Raw genomic sequence first — 16273 nt, 5'->3', positions numbered from 1 at the left:
GGTGAAACGGGGGGACAACGGGTGAAATGAGTGAAACGGAACAGCAGGGACGGCTACGCCTCCGCCGAGAGCAGCTCCTGCCTGAGGGTGAGCGACGAGTCGATGAGTCGCTTCGTGTACGGGTGCTGCGGGTCGCGGTAGACCGTCTCGGTCTCGCCGGCCTCGACGATCTCGCCAGACTGCATCACGATGACCGAGTCGCACAGGTGCCGCACAACGTTCAGGTCGTGCGAGACGAACACGAGCGTCAGCCCGTACTCGTCGACGAGGTCTGCGAGGAGGTTCAGCACCTGCGCACGCACCGACACGTCGAGCGCGCTCACTGGTTCGTCGGCGACGACGACGGCCGGCCGGCAGATGAGAGCGCGCGCGATCGAGATGCGCTGGCGCTGCCCGCCCGAGAACTCATGTGGGTAGCGCTCGGCTGCCGACGCGGGAAGCCCCACGGCCTCGAGCATCTCGGCGACCATCTGCGACCGCTGGGCTGCGGTCTCGTTCCTGCCGCGCACAAGCAGCGGCTCGGAGATGATCTGTTCGACGCTCATGCGCGGATCGAGCGACCCCATCGGATCCTGGAACACGATCTGCAGCTGCTGGCGGAGCTCCCGGAGCTGCGCCTCTTTCGCCCCAGCAACCTCGTTGCCGACGACGACTGCCGAGCCGGATGTCGGCTGGTCGAGGCCGGCGAGGATCCGGAGCAGTGTCGACTTTCCCGATCCTGATTCGCCGACGACGCCGAGGCGCCCGCCGCGCGGTACCTCGAACGAGATGCCCTTGAGCGCGTGCACTTCCGCCGCAGGCTTGAACAGGCTCGTCTTGCCGCGCGTGTACGTGCGCACGAGATCGGTGACCCGCATGACTGGCTCCGCGCCGGGATCCACTGCCGCGCGCTGGGCGATGTGCTCACGCTCGGCGGCTGCCGCGTGGGCCTCAACCTCGCGGTCGGCCGCGGGGTCAACCGTCGGCGGCACATAGTCGCGTGCGCTCGCGACGGTGAACAGGCGACCGTCGGCGTCGGTTGCCTCGAGGTCGGAGGCCGCGAGGAGTCCCCGCGTGTAGGGGTGCTGCGGGCGGGTGAAGATCTCGTCGGTGGGGCCCTCCTCGACGATCCTGCCGTCGTTCATCACGAGCACACGGGTGCACATGTTCGCGACGACGGCGAGGTCGTGGGTGATGAAGAGGAGGCCCGTGCCGCGCTGCTTCACGAGCTCGAGAATGAGGTCGAGCACCTGCCGCTGCACGGTCACGTCGAGCGCCGTCGTCGGCTCGTCGCAGAGCAGCAGCGCCGGGTCGTTCGCGAGCGCCATCGCGAGCATCACGCGCTGGCGCTGCCCGCCCGACAGCTGGTGCGGGTAGGCTCGGGCAGCCTGCGCGGGGTCGGGGAGTTTCACGGCGTCGAGCATTTCGATCGCACGCTGTTTCGCCTCGGCCTTGCCCTTCACGAGCCCGTGCTGGGTCATGATCTCTGCGACCTGGTCGCCCGCGCGCATGAGCGGGTTGAGCGCCGTGAGTGGCTCCTGGAAGACCATCGCTATGTCGCGGCCGCGAATCTGCATGAGCTCGCGCTCCGAAGCCTCAAGCAGGTTGCCGTCGCGGCCGTTCTGCTGGGCGGCGCCGCGCAGCGTCACTGAACCGTCGGCGGTCACGCCGTTCGGCAGGAGGCCGAGGAGCGCGGTCGTCGTCATCGACTTGCCCGAACCGGATTCGCCGATGAGGCCGATCCGCTCGCCCTGCTGCATGTGCAGCGAGAAGTCGTGCACGAGCGTGCGGTGCGCGGTGCGCACATTGAGGTGATCGACAGCGAGCAGCGTGCCGGATTCAGGGTTCACGTTCGTTGCCATCAGCTGCGGCTCCCGTTCAGCTTGGGGTCGAAACGGTCGCGCAGACCGTCGCCGAGGAGGTTGAAGCCCATCACCGCGAGGGCGATTGCGGCGCCGGGGAAGATCGCGAGCAGCGGGTGCGTGCCGAGGAACTGCTGCGACTCCTGCAGCATGCGTCCCCACGACGGGGTTGGCGGTGGGGTGCCGAGGCCGAGGAAGCTGAGCGCCGCCTCGGCGAGCACTGCGAGCGCGAATGCGACCGAGCACTGCACGACCACGATCCCGATGATGTTTGGCAGGACGTGGCGCACGGCGATCCTGAACCGCGACTGGCTCGCCGCCCGCGCGGCGAGCACGTACTCGGTGCTCATCACCTGCAGGGTGCCCGAGCGGGCGACGCGCGCGAAGCCTGGGATCGTCGAGACGCCGATCGCGACCATCGCCGTGAGCGTCGACGCGCCGAAGACTGCCGCAGACATGATGGCGAGCAGGAGCGCGGGGAAGGCGAGCACGATGTCCGAGGAGCGCATGATGAGCTCCTCGGTCCAGCCGCCGCGGATGCCAGCCCAAATACCGAGCGGGGTGCCGATGAGCAGCGCGATGCCGACCGAGACGAGACCAACGAACAGGGTGATCCTCGCGCCGACGAGCATGCCAGAGAACAGGTCGCGACCGTACTTATCGGTGCCGAACCAGTGCTCGGCGCTCGGGCCCTGCAGCCTGTCTGGCGCGTTCACTTGCACGGGGTCGAACGGGGTCCAGAAGAACGACACGATCGCGGTGACGACGACGATGCCGACGAGCACCATGCCGACGATGAGCGTGGGGGAGAGACCGCGGCGCTTCCGCGGCGCCCGGGGTGCCGAGATCGCGCTCGTGCGCGGGCCCTGCGTTGATTTCGAGGTCTGGCTCACGGCTAGGCCCCCTTTCGCATGCGCGGATCGACGATCGTGTAGAGCACGTCGATGAGCAGATTGAGCAGCAGCGTGATCGCGACGAGTACCATCACGACTGACTGCACGGTGAGCAAATCACGGTTCCCGACAGCGTCGAGCAGCATCGAGCCGAGGCCGGGAATCACGAAGACGCGCTCGATAACCACGGCGCCGATGATGAGCGCCGCGAGCTGCACGCCGGTGACGGTGATGACCGGGATCGCGGCGTTTCGCATGCCGTGCTTCAGCAGGGCGCCGGTGGGGCTGAGCCCCTTCGAGCGGGCGGTGCGGAGGTAATCCTCGCTCATGATCTCGAGCACCGCCGAGCGCACGTAGCGGGTCAGGATCGCGCCCTGCACGCTGGCGAGCGCGAGCACCGGAAGAATGAGGCGGCGCACGAAGTCGCCGAAGTTTTCGCCTGGCGGGGTCCAGCCGCCGGCGGGCAGCCAGCCGAGCCCGACAGCGAAGACGAGCACGAGCAGTATGCCTGCGAGGAAGCCTGGAATCGCGACGCCGAGCTGGCTGCCAGCGCCGATCAGGATCCCGGAGGCGTTGCGGTGCCGTACGGCAGCGATCGTGCCGAGCGGGATTGCGATCGCGAGTGCAACGATCATCGCCGTGATGACGAGGATGAGGCTCACCTGGAGCCTGTCGAACACGAGCGGGCTGATGTCCTGCCGCGTGATGTAGGAGGTGCCGAAGTCGCCTGTGAGAAGACCGCCGACCCAGTCGAAGTACTGGACGTAGAGCGGCCTGTCGGTGCCGAACTCGTGCTGCAGCTGCGCGACGAGTTCGGGGCTCGCGTTCGTACCGAGCGCGACCTGCGCCGGGTCGCCGGGGATGAGCCGCATGAAGAGGAACACGACGACTGTCGCGACGAGGAACGTCGCCGCGAAGCGCGCGAGATTGATGAGAATCCGAATGGCCATGCCGTGGTCCTAGGTGTTGAGGGCGTGGGGCGAACCGGGGTGGTGGGCTCGTGCGCCCACCACCCCGCGTAGGGCTACTTCCAGGAGAGCCCGGTGAGGTCGAGCGACTCGACGATTGCGTTCTCGGGAACGCCTGCGAGGTCCGACTTCGTGATGACGATGTTCGGGAAGAGGAACAGCACGCCGCTTGCGGCATCGTCAACGATCTGGCGCTGTACGTCTTGCATGCCCGAGATGTAGCCGGCCTCGTCTGCCTCGTCGGCTGCGGTGACGAGCGGAGCGATCTTCGAGTTGTCGTAGCCGATGTAGTAGTCGGGGTTGTTGAAGACGGTGAGCACGTCGCGCGCCTCGACGGCGAGCACGGTTGTCATCTCGAAGTTGTGGTTCGTGAACACGTCATCGAGCCAGACCGCAGGGAACTCGGAGGACTCGATGGTGACGTCGATTCCGACGTCTGCGAGCTGCGACACGACGATCTCAGACACTGCCTGCGCGTATGGGCGGGTGGGCACCTTGTAGGTGACCTTCAGGTTCTCCTTGCCCGCCTCCTTGAGCAGCGCCTTCGCCTTCTCGGGGTCGTAAGCGTACTGATCGTTGAGGTCGACGTAGTAGGGCTCCTTCGGGGTGACGAAGGTCGCGTCGAGCGAACCGTAGCCGTTCCAAGCGGTGTCGATAATCGCCTGGCGGTCAAGCGCGTACAGCACGGCCTGGCGCACGCGCACGTCGTTGAACGGCTCGGTGCGGTTGTTGAACGACAGCGAGACCTCGCCGGAGGAGGTGCCGCTCGTGACGGTGAACGCATCATCAGACTCGAAGGTGCTGACAAGCTCTGGGGCCTGAAGGTTCACGATCGCGTCGACGTCGCCGGTGCGGAGCGCGTTCGTCGTCGCCGTCGCGTCAGCGAAGTACTTCAGCGTGACGCCCTCGACGCCCGGCTTGTCGCCCCAGTAATCGTCGCGGGTGGCGAGCTCGATCGATTCGTTCTGCTTCCACGAAGCGACAGTGTAGGGGCCTGTGCCGACCGGAGCGTTCGCGAGGTCCGCGACTCCGTTCGGGGAGAAGATCGCGCCGACGGGGGTCGCGATGTCGAACAGCCAGGCGTTCGACGGGCGCGAGAGGTGCACGGCAACCTCGGTGTCAGAGATGACCTCGACGCTCTCGACGACGTCCATCTTCGCCTTGAGCGTGGTGGTCCAGTCGGTCTTCACCCGTTCGAAGCTGAACTTCACGTCGTTCGCGGTGAATGCGTCGCCGTTGGAGAACGTCGCGCCTTCCTGCAGGGTGAACGTGTAGGTCTTGCGGTCGTCCGAGAGCTTCCACTCTTTGGCGAGGAGCGGCACGATCTCGCCCTCCTGGTTTACCTCGACGAGGCCCTCGTAGACGTTCGTCATGAGTGCCTGCGGAATCGCAGAGCCCGCGGTCGTGGTGAAGTCGAGGTTCACCGGCGCGCCGGTGAGGGCGATTGTCGCGGTGGTCTCGGTCGAACCGGCATCGCCGCCGGTGCTGCCGCCCGAGCCTGCCGAGCAGCCGGTGAGCGCGAGCGCGCCAGCCGTGATGATCGCCGCGGCGATGGAGAGAGTTGTCTTACGACGCATGGTGCTTCCTGTCACATGTGGGGTCGGCGGCATCGCCGACGGCTTGTGCTTCGGTATGAAAGTGTGGGCTGGATTTGCTGGGTGTGCAAACCCGGTTTGGCGCGAACGGTTGGATATCACCCCTCGGTGCGAGTCGGCCCTGACCCGCCCCTCGCGCCGCGAGGATTCAAACCAGGATACATGGTAAGGCCACTTGTGGGGCGCTACTATCTGAGAGAGTTTCCCGAATCGGTTCTTCCGCCTTCGGCCGTCGACCTCACAGAGGAGTGCAGTCGTTTGACCACACACAGCTTCACCCCCGCGGTGCCAGTACTCACCTACCAGCGGATCGTCGAACAGGTGGAATCGGCAATCATCTCCGGGGAGATCCCCGTTGGCACGCAGCTCTCGAGCGAGCGCGACCTCATGGTGCAGTTTGGTGTGAGCCGCCCGACCGTGCGCGAAGCGCTCCGCGTGCTGCAGAGCATGGGGCTCATCGAGCCGAAGCCCGGCACCCGCGGTGGCCCGGTGGTGCTCGCGCCCTCACCCGAGACACTCGAAAGATCGTTCAGGGCGATGCTTGGCACCGCGTCGCTCGGGCTCGCCGAACTCGTGCAGTTTCGCATCGTGCTCGACGGGTCAGCTTCCGAGCTCGCGGCCGTGCTGCATACCGACGAGCAACTCGAACGCATGCGCGAAGCCGTGACCCGTATGCGTGAGGCAGCCGAGGGAGTCGGCGGAGCTGGCGGGACCCCGGCGAGCGACGCCGAGTTCGCAGACGCCGACCTCGCATTTCACCGGACTGTGTGGGAGGCAAGCGGCAACCAGGTGTTGCAGCTCAGCGGTCAGGCTGTCGCGGGGGCGCTCAGGGCGCTCGTGCAGCGGGACCTCGAGCGCGGCTCAGGGCAGAGCGCGGTGCGGCTCGACTCCGCGCGCATCGACTCGGGCCTGTTCGAAGCGATCGAGCGCCGAGACTCGGCGGAGGCTGGGCGCATCGCACGCAGCGCAATCGCCGACCGCTTTAGCTCCATGCTGACAGAGCGGGAGCGCCTCGCGCTCGCAGCGATCACCGGGCCCTAGCTTTGGCGCGCGGCCGGCCCGGGCCCCTCGCTCGGCCCCGCCTGGCCGGCTCGCCTCGCCCGGCGCGGGGGCGGCGCGGCCTGCCCGGCTCGCTCAGGCCCGGCCCGCCTCCGCTCGCCCAGGTTCGCCCCGGCTCGGCCCGGCCCGCCCCGCGAATGCACACGGCTTCCGCAGATGTACACGATTTCAACGCGTAGTTTTCGTGTACATCTGCGGAAGCCGTGTGCATTGGGGTGCTGGGGCGTCCGCCGGGGAGTGGGCGGGGGCGTCCGCCGGGGAGTGGGCGGGGCGTCTGACCGGGGGAGCCGGACCGGGCGGGTGCTCGGCTGGCAGCGTGGGGCGGGAGCCCGGCGCCTCAGTCGCCGGTGCGGGCCGACCTGAACGCCACCGCAGCGAGCACCGCACAGGCCACAGCAATCGCTCCCGTGAAGGCGAGCACCGCCGGAGTCAGCCCGAAGGTTGACGCGGCAATGCCGAGGCCGAGCACCGGCAGCGTGCTGCCGAGGTAGGTGACGGCGTAGATCGCGTTCACGGTTGCTCCGTGGCGTGCCGACGGCACCGCTGCAACGGCGGCGCCGAACGCACGCTGGAAGGCGATGCCCTGGCCTGCGCCAGCGATGAGGCATGCGGCGACAGTGAGCGTCGGGCTCGCAAGCGCCGTTGCGAGGCCGAGGAGTAGCGTGCCTGTGGCGAAGGCGACGAGCCCAAGCGGCGCCGCGAGGCGGCCACGCACCGGGAAGAGCTGCACGGCTGCCGACGCGAGGAGCACGAGCGATGCGAGCAGCCCGAGCAGCGGGCGCGAGGTCGCGTGGAAGAGCTCGGCGAAGTGCCCTGGGGCGAGCGAGAGTGCGAACCCGAAGAACGCGAAGCTCACGAAGCCCACGAGCGCCGCCATACGGATCGCTGGCACCGAGGCCGCGACGGCCGCTGGTGTGGAGAGCTGCTGCGTGACCGGTCCGGGGGCTGCGGTGTTTCGGCGCCCCACAGGCTCGCACTCGGGGTGCGGCGCGATGACGAGAATCACTGGGATGAGGGCGACGAGCAGGATCGACCAGGCCACGAACGGCACCTGCGTTGGCTGTTGCCCCGCGAGGGAGAGCACGCCGCCGAGGATCGGACCTGCCGCGACGCCGCCCGATGTTGCGAGGAGCGTGAGCCGCCCGCTCAGGTTGGGCCGTCCAGGCAGGAGCACCCTGAGTGCGCTCGAGCCGGTGCCTGTTGCGGCGGCGATCGCGAGGCCTTGGATGGCGCGTGCGAGGCAGAACCACGCGAGCGTGGGGGCGAGCGCGAGCCCGAGGGTCGCGAGCGAGGTTGCAGCGAGCGCCCAGACGAGGACTGTGCGCCGGTTTGCCCGCTCGCCGAGTGGTCTGAAGAGCACGAGCCCGACGAGCAGGCTCAAGACGTAGCTCGCGAATGCGACGGTGATGCCGAATTCGTCGACGTGCAGCCTGTCACCGATGAGCGGATACAGCGCGGTCGGGAGGTTGACCGCAGTGAGCAGCCCGAAGAGGCTAACGATTGTGAGGGTCGCGCGGATTCGGGGGCGCCGGAGGGAAACTGGCGCGCTGCCTGGGTGCGCGAGGGCATGGGTGCTGCTCAACTTGGTGCTTTCGTACTGGCAACCGGGGTGGTGGTCGCGTGCGGTGCTGCGGGTGCCGGGTGTGGCGTGCAGCGGTGCGGGGAGCGGCTGATTGGCTGAACCCCGAGGAGTATTCAACCTCACGGTGCGGCCGGCATGCAAACCTGCATGGCACAGTGCGAAATGTGGCTCTGATTGGCGCCCCCTACGCCGCGGGACCGCGGCGTACCCACGGCGATTGTGGGTGCACTATGGCAGGGAGTTGCGCTCAATCAGGTGCTAGGTGCGAATGGCCTGGGGTGGTGGTCATCGGCGGTGCGGGTCCCTCCTGGTGGGGCGGGCCGCGGGGCCGGAAGCGGATGGTGCCGCCTCCCGAGAAGTATTCAATCGAGGGGTGCAAGATTCGCGCAACCGGTTAAGCTTTGAGTGCGCAATTTGTATAGCCAAACCCGAAGAACGGAGCGCGAAGTGAGCGAAGTGTATGCCCTCGATGCGACGGATCGTCGAATCCTCGAGCAGCTCGACGTCGACGCGCGTATGCCAGTCGCAATGATCGCCCACAATCTTGGCCTCGCCCGCGGCACCGTGCAGGCGCGTATCGACAAGATGCAGGCGGCTGACGTGTTCAGGCCGCACAGCGCGCGCGTGAAGCCCGCGGCATTCGGCCGCCCCGTTGCCGCGATGGTGCAGGTTGAGCTCGACCAGCACCTCATCAGCGAAGCGATCCGCGCCCTCGCGAGCATTCCCGAGGTGCTCGAGTGCTTCGCTCCGGCGGGCGACACCGACCTGCTGCTGCGCGTCGTCGCGCGCGACCCCGAAGACCTGTACCGGGTGAGCGAGGAGATCAGGCTCTGCCCTGGCATCACGCGGACGTCGACGAGCCTCTTCCTCAGGCAGGTCATTCCCTATCGCGTCACCGGCATGCTCGCTGAGTAGCGCGGGGCGGTAGCCAGGCAAGCCGAGGAGGCCCGGTGCGAGATTTTCCGCGAAAAACCGCTAAAATCGAGGGAGTTTCATCTCCTGGCGCTGGCGTAGCGCCCGCAGCGCCACGAACGGAGAACCCACTCGCGATGAATGAACTTGAATCCCGCGTCCGCGGTACCGTGCACATCGTCGGTGCCGGGCTGCTCGGAGCGAGCGTCGGCCTCGGCCTGCGCGAGCGCGGTGTTGACGTCACGCTTGAGGATCTCTCGCCGACCGCTGTCGCGCTCGCCGCAGACTACGGCGCGGGGAGGATCCGAGACACCGCTGATCCTGAACCGTCAGTCGTGGTTGTCGCGACCCCTCCCGACGTCGTCGCCGATGCCGTCGAGCGGGCGCTCGCAGAGTTCCCGGACGCGGTGGTCACCGACGTCGCGAGCGTGAAGCTCGCCCCGTACCTCGAACTCGTGCGCCGCGGCGCACCGCTGAAGAACTACGTCGGCTCGCACCCGATGGCAGGCCGCGAGCGGGGCGGCGCGATCATGGCGCGCGCCGACCTGTTCACCGCGCGGCCGTGGGTGATCTGCCGCGACCGAGACACCCCAGCGGAGGCGCTCTCGCTCGTCGAGGCGATCGCGCTCGATCTCGGCGGCGTGCTCACCGAGATGACGCCTGAGGAGCACGACCGCTCGGTCGGGCTCGTCTCGCACCTGCCACAGGTCGTGTCGAGCCTGCTTGCCGCACGCCTCGTCTCGGCTGAGGAGCAAGCGATCGCGCTCGCGGGCGCTGGCCTCCGAGATACGACGAGGATCGCGGCGAGCGATCCTGAACTGTGGGTGCAGATCTTGGGTGCGAACCGCGAGCCCGTTGTCGCGCTGCTCGAAGAATTCTCGGCGGACGTCGCCGCGTTCACGGCGGCGCTGCGGGACGTCGACGCGCCTGGCGCGAAGCGGAGCGTCGCAGACCTGCTTGCGGCTGGCGGCCGCGGCGTGGGGCGCATCCCTGGCAAGCACGGGTCGTCCGAGCGGTTCATCACGATTACGGTGCTGATCGACGATACGCCGGGCGAGCTCGGCCGGCTGCTCACCGAACTCGGAGAACTCGGTATTAACATGGAAGACTTGCGCCTTGAGCACTCGCCGGGCGCGCAGATTGGCTTTGCGGAGATCGCCGTGCTGCCAGAAGCCGCCGAACGGGCGGTCGCTGACCTTACCGAGCGCGGATGGAGAACACTGTAATGGGTGCAACACCTGTGGCCACCGAGCCCGTGCTCGTCGCGATCGACGGGCCCGCGGGCAGCGGCAAGTCGAGCGTCTCGCGGGCTGCCGCAGAGCAGATGGGCTTCGGCATCCTCGACACCGGCGCCGCGTACCGCGCCCTCGCGTGGGCGTGCCGTGAGGACGCTGTCGATCTTGACTCCGAAGATGCGGTGCTCGCGATGCTCGAGGGCTGGACGTACGCGATCACGCTGCAGGGCGAGCAGCGCGTGCAGGTGACGCTTCCCGGGGGCACTGAGGCGCTCGACGTCTCTGCGGTGATCCGGACCCCCGAGATCTCGAGCCAGGTGAGCCGCGTCTCCAAGCACGCCGAGGTACGTGTCCGGCTGAACACAATGTTCCGCGACATCGTTGCTGCCTCGGGGCTGCCCGGCGTCGTCATCGAGGGCCGCGACATCACCACAGTCGTCGCGCCTGACGCGCCCGTGCGAATCCTGATGACTGCGTCACCCGAGGTGCGGGCGACGAGGCGCCAGGGCGAGCTGCCCGGCGTGAGCCACGAGCAGGTGCTCGCCGACATCACGGCACGCGATGCGAAGGACGCCGCGGTCGTAGATTTTCTGAACCCCGCCCCCGGGGTCACGCTCATTGACACGAGCGACATGAACTTTGGGCAGTCGATCCAAGCTGTGATCGACACCGTTGAGGAGGCCCGCGGGGCCCGCCCATCGAACGAGAAGGAACGATGATGAGCGAAGAACAAGAATTTGACCTGTCGCAGGTCGACCCGAGCGAGATTATCTCGGGTGGCGGCGACGTAGACCTCGACGGCGAAGAGTTTGACGGCAACGTCACCGACGAGGAGCGCCTGCGCGCGATGCGCTCGTCGCTCGACTCGTTCGAGCTTGAGGACGACGACCGCGACATTCTGACCGCCGACGGCGAGTTCGTCGGGTTCGCTGAGCCGAGCCTCGAGGCGTTCCCTGTCGTCGCGATCGTGGGCCGCCCGAACGTCGGCAAGTCGGCGCTCGTGAACCGTATCCTCGGCCGCCGCGAGGCAGTCGTTGAAGACATCCCGGGCGTGACCCGAGACCGCGTCTCGTACCCAGCGCTCTGGAACGATAGGCGCTTCACGCTCGTCGACACCGGTGGCTGGGAGCCCGACGCCCGCGGCATCGACGCTTCTGTCGCGCTGCAGGCCGAGGTCGCAATCGAACTGTGTGACGCAGTGCTGTTCGTCGTCGACTCGCGCGTCGGCGCGACGGCGACCGATGAGCGCGTCGTGCAGATGCTGCGCCGCACGAACAAGCCCGTCTTCCTCGTTGCGAACAAGGTCGACGACGCGGTGCAGGAGCCCGAGGTCGCCGCGCTCTGGTCGCTCGGCCTCGGCGAGCCTCGCAGTGTCTCTGCGCTGCACGGTCGTGGCGTCGCCGACCTGCTCGACGACGTCATGAAGGTGCTTCCCGAGCAGTCGGCTGTCGCACAGCCGAAGCTCGCAGGCCCCCGCCGCGTCGCCCTGCTCGGTCGCCCGAACGTCGGCAAGTCAAGCCTGCTCAACAAGGCCGCCGGCGAGGAGCGCGTCGTCGTGAACGAGCTCGCCGGCACCACCCGCGACCCTGTCGACGAGCAGGTTGAGATCGCGGGCCGCGTCTGGACGTTTGTCGACACCGCAGGTATTCGCCGCCGCGTGCACCTGCAGAAGGGTGCAGACTTCTACGCGACGCTCCGCACCTCTGCGGCGCTCGAAAAGGCCGAGGTCGCCGTCGTGCTCATCGACGTGACGCAGGAGATCAGCGATCAGGATCTGCGCATCATCGACCTCGTGCTCGAGTCTGGCCGAGCGCTCGTGCTCGCGTTCAACAAGTGGGACATGCTTGACGACGAGCGCCGCAAGTACCTCGAGCGTGAGATTGAACAGGATCTCGCGCACGTTGACTGGGCGCCCCGCGTGAACATTTCGGCGCGCACGGGCCGCCACCTCGAGAAGCTCGTGCCCGCGCTTGAAGCTGCGCTCGAGTCGTGGGACACGCGTATTCCGACCGCGAAGTTCAACGCGTTCCTCGCTGAGCTCGTGCAGGAGCACCCGCACCCGCTGCGCGGCGGAAAGCAGCCGCGTGTGCTGTTTGGCACGCAGGTGCAGAACCGTCCGCCGACGTTCGTACTGTTCGTGTCTGGCTTCCTTGACCCAGGCTACCGTCGCTTCATTCAGCGTCGTCTTCGCGAGACGTACGGCTTCGAGGGCACCCCGATCGTGCTGAACATGCGTATTCGTGAACGGCGTGAGCGACGCTAACTCTGTCGCGTCGCGGCGGCCCATGCTGGTCGCCGAACTGGAGCCGCTCGCGTGACGACTGATGCGGGCGGCTTTCAGTCGCACGAGCTTACGAGGCTCGAGCGCGCGATCGACCGCGCCGCGAATCGGGTGCTTGCAGGCGCCCCTGCGCGCGGTGCCAGGGCGGTGCTCGTCGAGTGCTCAGTGTTCTTGCTCAAACAGGCGTGGGCCTGCATCTTCGGCGCGCTGCTGCTCGTCGTGCTCGTCGCCGCGCGGCTCTGGTACCCAGACGACGCGATCCTCGCCAGGAACGATGCGCTGACGATCGCGGCGGTCGTGATTCAGATCCTGCTGCTTGCCTTCAAGCTTGAAACGGGTCGAGAGCTCTGGGTGATCCTGCTCTTCCACATCACAGGCACGGTGATGGAGCTCTTCAAGACCGATGTCGGCTCGTGGGCGTACGAGGGGGAGGGTATCCTGCGCATCGGCGCCGTGCCACTCTTCAGCGGGTTCATGTATGCAGCTGTCGGCTCATACATGGTGCGCGTCTATCGGCTGCACGATCTACGGTTCGCCCGCTACCCGTCGCGGCTCGTGACGACGGTGATCGCCGCGCTCATCTACGTCAACTTCTTCTCGCACCACTTCATTGTCGACCTGCGGTGGGTGCTGCTCGCCGCGGTCGCCGTGGTGTGGTGGCGCACCTCTATGCACTTCAGGGTATACAGGGCGACGCTGCGTGCCCCGCTGCTTCTCGTGTTCTTTGGCGTCGCGACCTTCATTTGGTTCGCCGAGAACATCGCGACGTGGGCCGGCGCCTGGCTGTACCCGCACCAGGAGGGTGGCTGGGAGCCCGTGTCACCGCAGAAGCTCATCGCCTGGTTCCTGCTCATGATCATCTCTGTCGTGATGGTGACCTGGGTGTACCCGCCCCGCGCTCCGTCCGATCAGCCGAGCCGGGCGCCGCGCGCGTGAGGCGGCTGTTCGGGAGCCCGCTCTTCTGGGCGATCGCCTGCTTCGGGTTCGCGCTGCCATGGGTGCTCGCGGGCAACGCGGCCGACTTCTTCCCGGTCGTGTGCCTCCTCGTCTCAGGCTTCTTCGCTGGCCTCGTCGCTATGCGGCTGCTCGCGCGCATTCCGTCGCGCCGTGCCGGCCTCGCCGCGCACATCGGGCTTGCTGGCGCGCTCGCACTGTACGGGGTACTGTTCGTGCCGCGCATCGGAGAGGCCATGGCCTGGCTTCGCTCGGTGCTACCCGACCCGCTGGTGTCGCTTGCGTGGGCGCTCTGGTTCACGAGCATCACCCTCACCGCGGTCGTCTGGCTGACGCTGCTCGGCCGGGCGGTTGCCGCGCTTCCCGGCGGCCGCGCATCCGACCTCCCCGCCCCGGTCTGGGTGGGGTCGGAAGACGGCGCGCAGACCGAGTTCACCGCCGTCGAGATGTCGCGACACGCATACCTCGTGGCGGTTGCTGCCTGTGCGGCGGCGGTGCTTGGGGCGGCCGTCGCGATCTTCATCGCGGCCGAGCCCGTCGTGAGTCGGCTGTCGCCAAAACTCCTGTTGCTGGCGTTCGGTGTGCTTCTCATGCTGCCCGTGTACCTCGCGGCGCGCGCGTACTTTCGCGCGCGGACTCGCGCCTGGCGGGTCACATTCACCGAGGGCCGGATGCGTATCGCGGAGCTGCAGCCCACCCGGGAGGGTGCCGCTCGCGACTGGCTGCCCGTGGAAACTGACCAAGGGGCGGACCGGGTGGCGGAATGGACTGTCGCCTTCGCCGACATCGACTCTCTCGTATGGTGTGAGGCGGGGGAGGCCGCCCGCATCGAGGTGCGCTCGCGGCGGGGCGACCGTACGCTGCTTGTCGGCGTCGCAAAGCCGCTCGCTGGGAAACGGGCGGCGCTGCCGGGCCTGTCCCGCAGGGTGCGCGCGGAGCTTGGCGACGCGGGGCTCGGCGAGGCAGGGGTCGGCCAGGCGGGGCTCCGTGGACGCTCAGCGAAGGGTCGCCCTGGCCAGTGGCGCTTCGTACGAGCTGGCGCCAGCGACTCCCGGCCCTAGGAACGTGAGAAGCGGGCACTCCCATGTTGGGAGTGCCCGCCTCTCGCGGCCGGTCTGAATTAGAAGCCGTAGCTCACGGCGCTCGAGAAGATGCCGAACGATGCGAGACCGATGAAGAGCACGAGGCCGACGGCCGCGAACGCAAGCATTGCGCCGTTGAGCCAGACGCCCCACAGCGCGAGGGTGCGCTCCTTGGTGTTGCGGCGCAGCGCGAGGATGCCGAGCACGAGGCCGACGATCGGTGCGACGAACGTCCAGGCGCTCAGGATCGATGCGATGCCGATCACGAAGCTCGCGATCGCGAAGCCGTAGCTATTCTTGCCTGGCGTCGGGTCGAGGGGGCCTGGAACTGCGTACTGCGGTGCCTGCGGCGGGACCGGATGCCCGCCCTGCGGTGTAGGCGCGTAGCCGCCCTGCGGGGGCACTCCGTAGCTGCCTGTCGGCGGCACCGCGTAGGTCGGCGCGGCGCCCGGCTCCGCCGCCTGGGGCACCGTCGCCTGGGGCACGGTTACCTGGGGCACGGTTACCTGGGGCACGGTTACCTGCGGGAGCGTGACCTGCGGCACAGTTGCCTGCTGGGCGGACGTCTGCGGGCTGGGCACCTGCTGGGCGGACGTCTGCGGGGCAGCGTATGCCGCCGGAGCCGCCGGAGCCGCCGGAGCCGCGGGGCCAGCCGAGGCCGCGTTCGCAGCAGGAACCTCGGGAGCGGAGTCGGCCGTTGCCGGAGCCGGAGTCGGAACCGCGGTAGTGTCGGGTGTCGAATTCTCGGACTGGATGTCTGAACCTGGAAGCTGAGTGGTGTGTGCGTCGGTGGTCATGATGACATTCCTTTCTGCCGTACGCCGCCTTGATACTTCCAAGACTACGAGCCCAAGCAGCCATCGTCGTCCTGCCCCAGTACCGGGGCCGGTGGTACCCAGGTACCTATCGACCCCGAGACGGCGGGCTCGCACCCCCCTAGTGGGAGTTCGCTCAGACGTTTGTGGGCGACGCGGGTTCGGTCGCCGGGCGCGCCAGCCTCAGCGTAATACTGAGAGGGCCTGTGTGCGCGGATGGAGACGCCGAGCACCGACGATGTGCGCGTAGGCATCACTTGGTGTGTTGTGAGCGAGTGTGTGGCGAATAGCCTCGGTCTACTTCGCGAGGTACCCGCCCTCGACAGGGATCGAGGCTCCGGTGAGATAGGAGGCCTCAGGCGAAGCAAGAAAGCGCACCACCGCGGCGACGTCGGCTGGCTCGGCAATGCGCCCGAGCGGGATCGCTTCCGCGACCCGACGCGCTTCTGCCTCGGGATCGGCAAGCCCGTCGAGCCACTCCTGGTACAGCGGCGTTCGTGTCATGCCTGGGGCGACGGTGTTCACGCGAATGTTGTAGGGGGCAAGATCGATCGCCGCGGCCTTCGTGAATGCCAGCATCGCGCCCTTCGATGCGCTGTAGATGCCCATGGTCGGTACACCGATGCTCGCGAGGCGCGACGTGATGTTGATGATCGATCCGCCGTCACCTTGCGCACGCATCACCCGAGCTGCTGCAATGAGCAGGTTCATCGCCGAGAAGGTGTTCGTCTCGAACGTCGCGCGAATCTCATCCTCCCCGACATCGAGAAGTTCGCCAGTGTGATCGATAGCGGCATTATTGACGAGTATGTCGAGGCGCCCAAAGGTCTCAGTCGCGCGGGAAACGAGCTCGGCGGCGGCGCCGGCCGCTGTGAGGTCGGTGGGCACGAACCGCGCGCGATCGCCAAGCTCGCCGGCAACGGCTGCGCCACGCTGCTCGGATCGTCCTGAGACCACGACGCGGTGCCCAGCTTCGACGAGTTGCTCGGCGATGACTACACCTATCCCAGAGGTTCCTCCTGTGACGAGTGCGACGGGTGATGTTGACATGGTGAC

14 protein-coding genes are annotated in these 16273 nt (G+C 67.7%); 7 read left to right on the top strand and 7 right to left on the bottom strand.

Annotated features, from left to right (window positions below):
• Nucleotides 1–53 precede the first annotated feature (53 nt).
• The 4 genes from ACF07D_RS03585 to ACF07D_RS03570 all read right to left on the bottom strand — a co-directional run bounded on the left by ACF07D_RS03585 (nt 54) and on the right by ACF07D_RS03570 (nt 5279).
• Entirely contained in the window at nt 54–1841 is a 1788-nt protein-coding gene (locus tag ACF07D_RS03585) for an ABC transporter ATP-binding protein (RefSeq protein WP_391503917.1), read from the bottom strand.
• Nucleotides 1841–2734, bottom strand: a complete 894-nt coding sequence (locus tag ACF07D_RS03580; protein ID WP_391503916.1) for an ABC transporter permease — start codon at nt 2732–2734, stop codon at nt 1841–1843. Before ACF07D_RS03580 ends, ACF07D_RS03585 begins: the two co-directional genes overlap by 1 nt.
• A 2-nt stretch (nt 2735–2736) precedes the next feature.
• Nucleotides 2737–3684, bottom strand: coding sequence for an ABC transporter permease (locus tag ACF07D_RS03575; RefSeq protein ID WP_119278691.1), 948 nt, complete (start codon nt 3682–3684; stop codon nt 2737–2739).
• A gap of 74 nt (nt 3685–3758) precedes the next feature.
• The gene (locus ACF07D_RS03570; protein ID WP_391503915.1) at nt 3759–5279 is read right to left on the bottom strand and encodes an ABC transporter substrate-binding protein; all 1521 of its coding nucleotides are present in this window, start codon (nt 5277–5279) and stop codon (nt 3759–3761) included.
• A gap of 276 nt (nt 5280–5555) precedes the next feature.
• Between ACF07D_RS03570 and ACF07D_RS03565 the strand changes: the two genes are divergently transcribed.
• Nucleotides 5556–6338, top strand: a complete 783-nt coding sequence (locus tag ACF07D_RS03565) for a FadR/GntR family transcriptional regulator (RefSeq protein WP_255809080.1) — start codon at nt 5556–5558, stop codon at nt 6336–6338.
• A gap of 355 nt (nt 6339–6693) precedes the next feature.
• Here ACF07D_RS03565 and ACF07D_RS03560 read toward each other — a convergent pair whose 3' ends face one another.
• Complete coding sequence (locus ACF07D_RS03560) at nt 6694–7938, bottom strand: MFS transporter (protein WP_391503914.1); 1245 nt, start codon at nt 7936–7938, stop codon at nt 6694–6696.
• Nucleotides 7939–8394: 456 nt separating this feature from the next.
• Between ACF07D_RS03560 and ACF07D_RS03555 the strand changes: the two genes are divergently transcribed.
• The 6 genes from ACF07D_RS03555 (at nt 8395) to ACF07D_RS03530 (ending at nt 14381) form a co-directional block, all read left to right on the top strand.
• Entirely contained in the window at nt 8395–8853 is a 459-nt protein-coding gene (locus ACF07D_RS03555; RefSeq protein ID WP_391503945.1) for an Lrp/AsnC family transcriptional regulator, read from the top strand.
• Between the two features lie 134 nt (nt 8854–8987).
• The gene (locus ACF07D_RS03550; RefSeq protein ID WP_119283406.1) at nt 8988–10076 is read left to right on the top strand and encodes a prephenate dehydrogenase; all 1089 of its coding nucleotides are present in this window, start codon (nt 8988–8990) and stop codon (nt 10074–10076) included.
• On the top strand, nt 10076–10804 hold the full coding sequence (gene cmk / locus ACF07D_RS03545; protein ID WP_391503913.1) for a (d)CMP kinase: 729 nt from the start codon (nt 10076–10078) through the stop codon (nt 10802–10804). The genes ACF07D_RS03550 and cmk overlap by 1 nt, the downstream gene beginning before the upstream one ends.
• Complete coding sequence (der, locus tag ACF07D_RS03540) at nt 10804–12348, top strand: ribosome biogenesis GTPase Der (RefSeq protein ID WP_119283404.1); 1545 nt, start codon at nt 10804–10806, stop codon at nt 12346–12348. The genes cmk and der overlap by 1 nt, the downstream gene beginning before the upstream one ends.
• 51 nt (nt 12349–12399) lie before the next feature.
• Entirely contained in the window at nt 12400–13302 is a 903-nt protein-coding gene (locus tag ACF07D_RS03535) for a DUF817 domain-containing protein (protein WP_119283403.1), read from the top strand.
• The gene (locus tag ACF07D_RS03530; protein ID WP_391503912.1) at nt 13299–14381 is read left to right on the top strand and encodes a hypothetical protein; all 1083 of its coding nucleotides are present in this window, start codon (nt 13299–13301) and stop codon (nt 14379–14381) included. Before ACF07D_RS03535 ends, ACF07D_RS03530 begins: the two co-directional genes overlap by 4 nt.
• Nucleotides 14382–14440: 59 nt before the next feature.
• Here ACF07D_RS03530 and ACF07D_RS03525 read toward each other — a convergent pair whose 3' ends face one another.
• Both ACF07D_RS03525 and ACF07D_RS03520 read right to left on the bottom strand, forming a co-directional pair.
• Nucleotides 14441–15199: a hypothetical protein gene (locus ACF07D_RS03525; protein WP_391503911.1), complete on the bottom strand. Its 759-nt coding sequence runs from the start codon at nt 15197–15199 to the stop codon at nt 14441–14443.
• 315 nt (nt 15200–15514) lie between these two features.
• The gene (locus ACF07D_RS03520) at nt 15515–16267 is read right to left on the bottom strand and encodes an SDR family NAD(P)-dependent oxidoreductase (protein WP_391503910.1); all 753 of its coding nucleotides are present in this window, start codon (nt 16265–16267) and stop codon (nt 15515–15517) included.
• Nucleotides 16268–16273: the final 6 nt, after the last annotated feature.

It is taken from the genome of Leucobacter sp. NPDC015123, from assembly GCF_043080205.1.
GTDB classification, from domain to species: Bacteria; Actinomycetota; Actinomycetes; order Actinomycetales; family Microbacteriaceae; genus Leucobacter; species Leucobacter aridicollis_A.
This window is presented reverse-complemented; position numbering and strand designations above follow the sequence as displayed.